The sequence below is a fragment of the Bilophila sp. 4_1_30 genome, assembly GCF_000224655.1.
GTDB classification, from domain to species: Bacteria; Desulfobacterota; Desulfovibrionia; order Desulfovibrionales; family Desulfovibrionaceae; genus Bilophila; species Bilophila wadsworthia.
Genome location: NZ_JH114232.1, coordinates 810,347 through 819,239, shown reverse-complemented (window position 1 = coordinate 819,239; position 8,893 = coordinate 810,347). Strand labels below are relative to the sequence as shown.

The 8,893-nt window shown below is 60.7% G+C and carries 8 protein-coding genes, 1 tRNA gene and 1 pseudogene; 3 read left to right on the top strand and 7 right to left on the bottom strand.

Annotated features, from left to right (window positions below; genetic code table 11):
- Both HMPREF0178_RS22560 and HMPREF0178_RS10260 read right to left on the bottom strand, forming a co-directional pair.
- On the bottom strand, positions 1–351 hold a 351-nt coding region (locus HMPREF0178_RS22560; protein ID WP_009733356.1), incomplete at its 3' end, for a hypothetical protein.
- Positions 352–753: 402 nt separating this feature from the next.
- The gene (locus tag HMPREF0178_RS10260; protein WP_009733355.1) at positions 754–1,116 is read right to left on the bottom strand and encodes an Hpt domain-containing protein; all 363 of its coding nucleotides are present in this window, start codon (positions 1,114–1,116) and stop codon (positions 754–756) included.
- A 528-nt stretch (positions 1,117–1,644) separates the two neighbouring features.
- Between HMPREF0178_RS10260 and HMPREF0178_RS10250 the strand changes: the two genes are divergently transcribed.
- The 3 genes from HMPREF0178_RS10250 to HMPREF0178_RS10240 all read left to right on the top strand — a co-directional run bounded on the left by HMPREF0178_RS10250 (position 1,645) and on the right by HMPREF0178_RS10240 (position 5,404).
- Entirely contained in the window at positions 1,645–3,366 is a 1,722-nt protein-coding gene (locus HMPREF0178_RS10250; protein WP_009733354.1) for an FAD-dependent oxidoreductase, read from the top strand.
- Between the two features lie 190 nt (positions 3,367–3,556).
- Positions 3,557–4,399 carry a thioredoxin domain-containing protein gene (locus HMPREF0178_RS10245; protein ID WP_009733353.1) on the top strand — a complete coding sequence of 281 codons (843 nt, stop codon included), beginning with the start codon at positions 3,557–3,559 and terminating at the stop codon, positions 4,397–4,399.
- 3 nt (positions 4,400–4,402) lie between these two features.
- Entirely contained in the window at positions 4,403–5,404 is a 1,002-nt protein-coding gene (locus tag HMPREF0178_RS10240) for a bifunctional riboflavin kinase/FAD synthetase (protein WP_009733352.1), read from the top strand.
- 390 nt (positions 5,405–5,794) lie between these two features.
- On the opposite strand, the gene pth is transcribed toward HMPREF0178_RS10240, so the two are convergent.
- The 5 genes and pseudogenes from pth to HMPREF0178_RS10215 form a co-directional block, all read right to left on the bottom strand.
- Positions 5,795–6,391, bottom strand: coding sequence for an aminoacyl-tRNA hydrolase (pth, locus tag HMPREF0178_RS10235; RefSeq protein WP_009733351.1), 597 nt, complete (start codon positions 6,389–6,391; stop codon positions 5,795–5,797).
- A 216-nt stretch (positions 6,392–6,607) separates the two neighbouring features.
- Positions 6,608–7,186 carry a 50S ribosomal protein L25/general stress protein Ctc gene (locus HMPREF0178_RS10230; protein ID WP_005028575.1) on the bottom strand — a complete coding sequence of 193 codons (579 nt, stop codon included), beginning with the start codon at positions 7,184–7,186 and terminating at the stop codon, positions 6,608–6,610.
- Between the two features lie 241 nt (positions 7,187–7,427).
- Positions 7,428–8,363 carry a ribose-phosphate pyrophosphokinase gene (locus tag HMPREF0178_RS10225; RefSeq protein WP_005028573.1) on the bottom strand — a complete coding sequence of 312 codons (936 nt, stop codon included), beginning with the start codon at positions 8,361–8,363 and terminating at the stop codon, positions 7,428–7,430.
- A 44-nt stretch (positions 8,364–8,407) separates the two neighbouring features.
- A tRNA-Gln gene (locus HMPREF0178_RS10220) sits at positions 8,408–8,483 on the bottom strand.
- 32 nt (positions 8,484–8,515) lie between these two features.
- Positions 8,516–8,893: pseudogene (locus HMPREF0178_RS10215) on the bottom strand (4-(cytidine 5'-diphospho)-2-C-methyl-D-erythritol kinase); the annotation flags it as partial.

The window sequence follows — 8,893 nt, the reverse complement described above, 5'->3', positions numbered from 1 at the left end:
GAGAGAGAGAGAGAACTCTGGACCCAGCCAAAGCTGAATGGCCTGCGCTCCTGCCCCTCCGGGGGAAGCGATGAGGAGAGCGGGTCTTTTCAAGTGGGCGAGAAAATACACGTGATGCCGCACGGTTTTCAGGCTGGGCAAGTTCTCCCTGTTATAGTGGATGACGCGGTATCTTCCCTGCTTTCCGATCGAGAGCCCGGGGTTCAAATGGCAGATACGGAACTGCTGGGAAACCGCGGTATTTCCATGCATGATGGAGCGGTAAGCGGTCTTGTGGAGCCGTATCGGATCGATTGCCTCGCCGCTCTTCAAGATCACCGGGAAAGGCGACGCGACGCCGCCGTTGCGCAATCCGGCCCCTCAACAACTCCCACCTTGTTCGCTGCCCGTCCGACGCTGTGCCCGGATGAAGGAACCGCCAAAAACAGCATCATATCCGGGTGCGGGCCTGAGCGAGAGCCAGTCGCTTCCTGTATCCAATCCACCGATCGACTGCTCCCCCCTTCAGAAGGGAGCGCACCACCCTGCATTCCCCGGTTTCCGGGTTCTTCAGCTGCGTCTCCGGATCTGTCCTCACAACAGGGGCATCCCCCCGACATGCAGCTTTCCCCACCGGATTTGAACGAAAAAGTTCTATTATATGAAGATGCTAGAGAGAGAGAGAGAGAGAGAGAGAGAGAGAGAGAGAGAGAGAGAAAAGCCCTCTCCGGAAAGTTCGGGCGAGGGCTTGTATTTATCATAAATGTCAAATTGTTACAGATCACTCAGGACCTTGATGACAGCATCCAGCTCACGGCTCATGGCGTCGATACATTCGTTTTCGTGTTCCGTATCGTCGTGCTTGACGGCCTGTTCCGCCGCAAGGACCAGATCGGCCAGAGGCGCGAGGGAAAGATTGGCGGTCACGCCCTTGAGCGTATGCAGTTCATTATGAGCCGTCTGGCGATCACCGGCATTCAGGGCATCACGAATCCGCCCCGCCGTATCCCCATACGACGCGGCGAATTTCGCCAGCAATTTCCGGTAGAGCTGTTCGTTTCCCATCAGGCGCTTGACGCCGGATTCCCAATCAACACCGGGAATAATGCTCCCCGGCTGAGTTTCCCTATCCGACATATTTCCCCCTCAGTGAACAATACTTTGGGAAGATTATGCCAAACATGCCATCCCTTTGCAATGTCTCATTTCTCGGCTTGAAGCCCCACGGCGGGGCCGATCAAGTCGGAACCCGCCGAAAAAGCGGGCATACGCCTCGGATCCGCGTTCACTCTTCTCTCCGCTTTTTCTGATGGATGCCGTCCCGTTGTCTTTCGCCGCAAACGCCTTATTGAAAGGAAGTACGGCATCCGTCATCTCCGGGGCGGACGCCTCAAGGAATGCGCTCCGTACGGGCATGGCCTCCGGACGTTGCTTTGGCCTTGAAACCGTTTCATTGGGCTGCCCCTTGAGTGCGGAAAGCTTCATCCCCGGCTGGTTCCGCCGGGGGAAAACGCCTTCGGAACGTATCGGGGGCAGAGGTTTCTTGCCGCAATCCGTACGGAACCGATGTAATTCTATCCCCGCCTTGCGCATTCGCAGGGAAGCGTGTATGCCAAAAACCGACTTTCTTGTACCTTTACCCCTGTTTTCAGGAAGGGAGGAAATATGTCCAGAAACGTTATCGTCATCGGTGGCGTGGCCCTCGGCCCCAAGGCGGCCAGCCGCCTGAAACGGCTTGATCCCACGGCCAACGTGACCATGATCGACGAAAACATCAATATTTCGTTCGGCGGCTGCGGCATCCCCTACTATGTTTCCGGCGAAATCAATTCGCTGGACGCCCTGCGCTCCACGACCTACGGGACCGTGCGCACCCCCGAGTATTTCGAGCATAAGGGCGTGCATACCCTGAACCAGACCCGCGTGACCGCCATCGACCGCGCCGCCAAGACCGTGACGGCCAAGAACCTGGTCACGGGCGAAGAGAAGGCGCTCCCCTACGACCGCCTGATCATCGCCACCGGCAGCACTCCCAAAGTGCCCCCGGTCGAAGGCCGCGACCTCAAAAACGTGGGCGGCGCGAACAACCTTGAGGACGCCGACGCGCTCCGCAAGGCCTGCGCTTCCGGCAGCGTGCAGAACGCCGTGGTCATCGGCGCCGGGTTCATCGGCATGGAAATCGCCGTGGCCCTCGCCGACATGTGGGACATCAAGACCAGCGTGGTGGAATTCATGCCGCAGGCCATGCCCGGCGTCATGTCCGCCAGCCTGTCCGATATGGTCAGGCATGACCTCGAAGAACACAACGTCGACGTCTATACCGGCGAAAAAGTGCAGCGCCTTGAAGGTGAAAACGGGGTTGTGGCCCGCGTCGTGACCGACAAGCGCACCCTCGACGCCGATCTGGTCATCTTCGCCACCGGCTTCGCGCCCAACACAGCGCTGGCCCGCGCCGCCGGGCTCGATCTTGAGGAACGCACCGGCGCGATCCTCGTCAACGAATACATGCAGACCTCCGATCCCGACATCTATGCGGGCGGCGACTGCGTGGCCATTCCGAACCTCATCACCGGCAAGCCCTTCGTGCTGGCGCTCGGCTCCCTCGCCAACCGGCAGGGCCGCGTCATCGGCACCAACGCCGCCAGCGACAATGGCAAGGCGGCCGCCTTCCACGGCGCCGTGGGCACGTGGTGCGTGAAAATCTTCAAGATGTCCGCGTGCGGCACGGGCCTGACCATCGAACGCGCAAAAGCTTTCGGGTTCGACGCCATTTCCGCCAGCCTCGAACAGCTCGACCGTGCCCATTTCTACCCTGAAAAGCACATGATGACCCTTGAACTCGTGGTCGAACGCGGAACCCGACGCGTGCTCGGCATTCAGGGCGTGTGCGAAGACGGCGACGCCCTCAAGGCCCGCATCGACGCCGTGGCGACCATGCTCCAGTTCGGCAAGCCCACCATCGACGATCTCGCCAATGCCGAAATCGCCTATGCCCCGCCCTTCGCCTCCGCAATGGACGCCGTAAACGCCGTGGCCAACGTGGCCGACAACATCCTCTCCGGCCAGCTTAAGCCCATTTCTTCCAAGGAATTCGGCGAACTCTGGAAGGATCGCGCCAACAATAACGTCTTCTTCGCCGACGCCCGCCCCGCCGTGGCCGGCAACGCCACCGCCGCCAAGTATCCCGGCGAATGGCACGCCATCGCGCTGGAAGACATTGAAGCGAAGTTCGACTCCATCCCCAAGGATCGCCCGGTGGCCCTCGTGTGCAACACCGGCCTGCGCTCCTACGAAGTGATGCTGTACCTGCACAACCACGGCGTGACCGACGTGGTGAACGCCCTCGGCGGCATGCAGGCGCTCATCAAGCGCGGCGACAACATGTAAAGACGGTTTGAGGGGCCTCCCCTTCGAACGACGCAGGACGGGGAAAAGCGTTCCATTTTCGCTTTTCCCCGTCTTTTTTTGCCTTTATCGTGCCCTTGCCACAGCTCCTCTGTCCCGGTAAACTGCCCGGCAAAACAAGGAAGTTCGTATGCACGCTCTCTCTTCGAATCCAGCTATCAAGGAAACCTCGATGAAACGTAAAATACTCTGGGCTTTTCTCATCATCTGGCTCATTCTGACCGCCTACCTGCTGTTCCTGTCCAACAAATGGGCGTCCGCCGCCACCCCGTCCTACGCGGCCTCAAGCGCCGTCACCACGGACAATTTTGCGGAACTGCTGCGCGAAACCCTCCAGAAAAACCCTGACCTGCTGCTCAGCGTCCTGCGCGAAAACAGCGAGGCCGTACTCGACATCGCTCAGGAAGGCTCCAACCAGCGCCGCCACAAAAGCCTGATCGCCCAGTGGAAGGCTGAGCTGAACCAGCCCAAAGAAGTGGACATCAAGGACCGCCCGTTCCGCGGGGCCGCCGATGCGCCCGTGACCATCGTGGCCTATTCGGATTTCACCTGCCCCTACTGCCAGCAGGCCGCCGGGACGATGGAAAAGGTCCTCAAGGAAAATCAGGGCAAGATCAAATACGTCTTCAAGCACTTCCCGCTGGAAACCACCGGCGTCGCCCGCCTCGCCGCCGAATACCACGTCGCCGCCGCCCGTCAGGATCCGGAATTGGCGTGGAAGTTTTATGACCTGCTCTTCGCCCGCCGCGCCGACGTGCTCAAGGACGGCGAACCCGCCATCGTGAACGCCGCCAAGGACGCCGGGCTGAACATGAAGAAGCTCGCCGCCGACGTGAAGCGCAAGGACGTGCGCGCCGAAGTGGACGCCGACATTGCCGAAGGCCAGCGCATAGGCGTGCAGGGGACCCCGTATTTCCTCATCAACAACCTTGTGGCCCGTGGCGCGCTGTCTTCCGATCTGTTCAAGGAAGCCATCAACATGGCCTTGCAGGCCGCTCCGTCCGGGCAGAAGTAACGAATGATCATCACCCGCAATCCCGATGCGCTTGATCTGCCGCTGCCGCTGGACCTCTCTCAGGGGACCTCTGTGACGGTAGGCAATTTCGACGGCGTCCATTTGGGGCATCAGGCGCTTCTTGCCATGACCTGTGAACGCGCGGCCGCGACGGGAACGCTTCCCGTCGCCATGACGTTCAACCCGCATCCCCTTGAAGTGCTGACGCCATACGCGCCCCCGCGCCTCACGACCCCGCAGGCACGGCTTGCACTGCTGGAAGCCTCCGGCATGGCGCTTGTGATGCTTGTGGTCTTTACGCCCGAATTCGCGGCCATGTCGCCGGAAACCTTCGTGCGCCGGATTCTTCTCGGCACGCTGAACATGCGCGAGCTGCTCCTCGGCTACGACTTCACCCTCGGCAAGGGCCGCGCCGGGACGCCCGAAGTCCTCGCCCAGCTCGGCAAAGCCGAAGGCTTCAACGTCGATCGGATGGATGCGCTCTCCGTGCACGACGAAGTGGTCAGCTCCACGCGCATACGGGAGCTGCTGCATCAGGGGCAGGTATGGGAAGCCAGCAGCCTGCTCGGCCGCCTGTACAGCGTGCAGGGCGAAGTCATCCACGGCAAAAACCGGGGCGGGCGCCTGCTCGGATTCCCCACGGCGAACCTCGCCCCCACGCCGACCATGCTCCCCAAGCCCGGCGTGTATGTGACGCTTGCCACGCCATCGGAATCCGCCGGGAGCGGGCTCCCCTTTGTCTTCGATCCGGCGCACCCCACCCCAAACACCTATCCGGCGGTGACGAACATCGGGTACAACCCGACCTTCGGGCCGGGCGCGCTCACGGTCGAGACGCACCTGCTTGATTTCGACGCGGATCTTTACGGCAAGCATCTTGAAGTCGCCTTCGTCGAACGCCTGCGCGGCGAAGTCACCTTTACCGGCCCCGACTCCCTCGTCGCCCAGATCAAAAAGGACGCCGATCAGGCACGGAAAATACTGGAAACGGCTACAGGGGAATAGAGAGGCTGAGGCCTCCGGCGGCAAGGGGCTACCGCCCCTTGACCCTGTCCGGGGGGCGAGCCGCCCCCCGGACCCCGGCACAACGCCCGTAGAAGAAACGGTTCCGCATCCAGCTTGCGCTGGCTCCGGAACCGTTTCTTCTACGGGCGCCCTGTCGACGCCAGATGTTTTCTATTTTAGAATATTAATTATAAAAAACAATATATTGTAAAAACTACTGCGTTTCCAAGAGGGGATCGCCGGGAAACCCACGCCAACATACAGGCTGTCAAGAAACCGCAGCCGAGATCTGCCCCACTTACAAAAGTCTTTGAAGAGGAAGGGGGGGAAGTTTTGGAGGGGGGGAAGGAGAAACTTTCTTCAGAAAGTTTCTCCTTCCCCCCTCCAATTTCACTCGATCACGAACGCGTTCGCCGCGTGCGTGGCGGCGGGAATGTTCCCTTCAGCAAAAAGACGGACAACCTCCAGAGCGGCGGGAAGCTGTTTGCGGAAGGCGTCCTGCGCCTCGGGACTGAGCCGCCCGAGAACCCAGTTCACGGTGTCCTCGCCGCCATGCGGGGAACGGCCTATGCCGAGGCGAAGGCGGTAGAAATCCGGCGTGCCGAGACGCTGCGTGATCGACTTCAAACCGTTGTGCCCGGCATTGCCCCCGCCCTTCTTGAATTTCATCCGGCCCGGCGCGATATCCAGCTCGTCGTGCACGACAAGGATATTCTCGGGCAGAAGACGGTGCCACGCCGCGAGAGACTGTACGCATTCGCCGGAAAGGTTCATGAAGGTCTGCGGTTTGGCGATAAGCCACTGGTCCGGGCTGCCCGGAAGGGCCGCCTTCCACAGCTCGCAGCGGAACTTGTCCCCTGACATGGAGGAAACATTTTTCGCCTCGCGCAAGAGTTCATCCACAAACAAAAACCCCATGTTGTGACGGGTCGATTCGTATTGCTTGCCCGGATTGCCCAAGCCCACGATAAGTCCGGCGACAGCCATATCAAACCTCTCGGAAAACTTCCGGCCTGACGGACGCAGGCTACAAAAAAAGGAATCCACCGGATTCCTCGCCAATTCGTTCCCTCAACCCATGCGGGGCAGCCCCTTTCCTACGGCATCAACGGGATGCCGAACATGTCGACAGGGAAAGGAGGCAAGGGAGTGGAGAGGAATGCCTTAAGTGAGGACGCTCCCTTCCACTCCCAAACAATGCGCTTATTCAGCGGCAGCGTCATCGCCGCCGGGCATCAGCACGGACACGATGGCGTAGTTGTTGTCATAAGCGGCCTTGACGCCTTCGGGAAGCTTCACGTCGGCGATCTGGATGGTGGTCCCCACATCCATGCCGGAGATGTCGATGGTGACCTTGGCGGGCATATCGAGAGGCTTCGCCATGAGCTGGATCTGTTCGCGGTAGGTTTCGAGCTTGCCGCCCACCTTGGTACCGCGGGCAACGCCGGTGAATTCGACCGGAACGGTGATCTTCACGGGCTTGTCGAGATCGACGCCGTAGAAGTCGATGTGCGTGAAGCGGCTGGTGATCGGGTCGCGCTGCGTGGCCCAGATCAGCACGGGATGCGTGCCGTCGCCTTCGATCTCGAGGTTGAACACGGTGGTGCGGCCAACCTGAGAGAAAAGCTTCGCGAAAGAGCGAACGGACATCTGCACGGGCAGGTTTTCACCCTTGGCGGTGTAGAACACGCCGGGGATGAGTTCTTCCTGACGGGCGCGGCGGTTGGCGCCCTTGCCGAGACCGGCGCGCTTCTGCACGCTGAGCACTTTGAGATCGGACATGGATGTTCTCCTTACCCTTCCACGGGAAAAAAGCCGTGGTGGTAGATTCGCTGAGATGAGCCGGTGCCCCGGAGGACGCCGGAGAGGTTTCTTTCCGTTCGCCCGGAACGTTTCAAAAGCGAAACGCTCCAATCCGAACGCTGGTTCGGCGCGCCGCAACACGGCGCTGATTCTACCGAAAACGATGTTTTCCGGCAGAACGGCACCTTTGAAATGTTCAGCATTTCAAAGGCAATCCGCTTTAGAACAGCACGCTTACGGACGACCCGGTGTGGATGTTGTGGATGCTCTTGGCGAGAAGGCTGGCCACGGAAACGACCTGCAGCTTCGAGCACACGTCCAAACGTTCACCGGACGGGATCGTGTCGGTGACGACGACCTTGGTGAACACCGAGTTGTTGAGCCGCTCGAGGGCGGGGCCGGAAAGCACGCCGTGCGTGGCACAGGCGTACACTTCGCGGGCGCCTTCGCGGAGCAGGACTTCGGCTCCGGCGCAGATCGTCCCTGCCGTATCGATGATGTCATCCACGAGTACCGCGATCTTGCCGTCCACATCGCCGATGACGTGCGTGGCGGTCGCCTGGTTGGGGCGGTCGCGGCGCTTGTCGATGATGGCGAGGGGCGCTTCAATGCGCTTGGCGAAGGAGCGGGCGCGTTCCACGCCGCCGGCGTCGGGGGAAACCACCACGATCTCGCCCTTCATGGACATGAAGGGTTCGAGCAGCACCTGAGACGCGAACAGGTTGTCCACAGGGCAGTTGAAGAACCCCTGGATCTGTCCGGCATGAAGGTCCACGGTCACCACGCGGTTCGCACCGGCGGTCGACAGGAAATCAGCCACGAGCTTGGCGCTGATGGGCGCGCGCGGGCTGACCTTGCGGTCCTGACGCGCATAGCCGTAGTAGGGGATGACGGCGGTGATGCGGCCCGCGCTGGCGCGCTTGAGCGCGTCGAGCATGAGGCAGAGCTGCATCAGATTGAAGTTCACAGGCGCACAGGTCGGCTGGATGACGAACACGTCGTCGCCGCGGACGCTGCTGCTGATTTCGATGCGGCTTTCGCCGTCGCTGAACTTCTCACACAGGGCGGGGGTCAACTGGCAGCCGAGATGCTCGCAAATGGCCTGAGCCAAAGGAGCGTTCGAGGTGCCGGTCAGAATCTTGAGATCACCGTACATAGGGGGAGGCCTTCCGGTTAAGAAACCTCTAAAGCGCAAAAAAATGGCTGGGGCGGAAGGACTTGAACCCTCGAATGACGGGACCAAAACCCGTTGCCTTACCTGCTTGGCTACACCCCAGCGTGACAAAGATTTCCTTGAAAGTGGAAATCTTACAATGCGTGGCTATAAGCAGCCACGTCTTTTTCCCGGAACCCCTCCGCCACCCGGAAGGCGGTGCCCGCATCCCGGAAGAGCCCGAAGAGGGAAGAGCCGCTGCCGCTCATGACGGCGGCGAAGGCTCCCTGCCGCAGGAGCTGCTCCCTGAGTCGGCGAAGACGGGGGAAGGCCTCGAAAACCGGCGGCTCAAAACTGTTTTCAAGCCAATGGATGGAGGAAGCCCCGTCGAGAGATTTCTGAGAGGCATGGTTTATAGCGCCATTACGCACTTCTGTCAATGGCCTGTTCCATTCATCCCATGCCGCATAGGCCCACGGCGTGGACACGCGCTCCCCGGGGCACAGCAGGACGAGCCCCGCCCCGGCGACGCC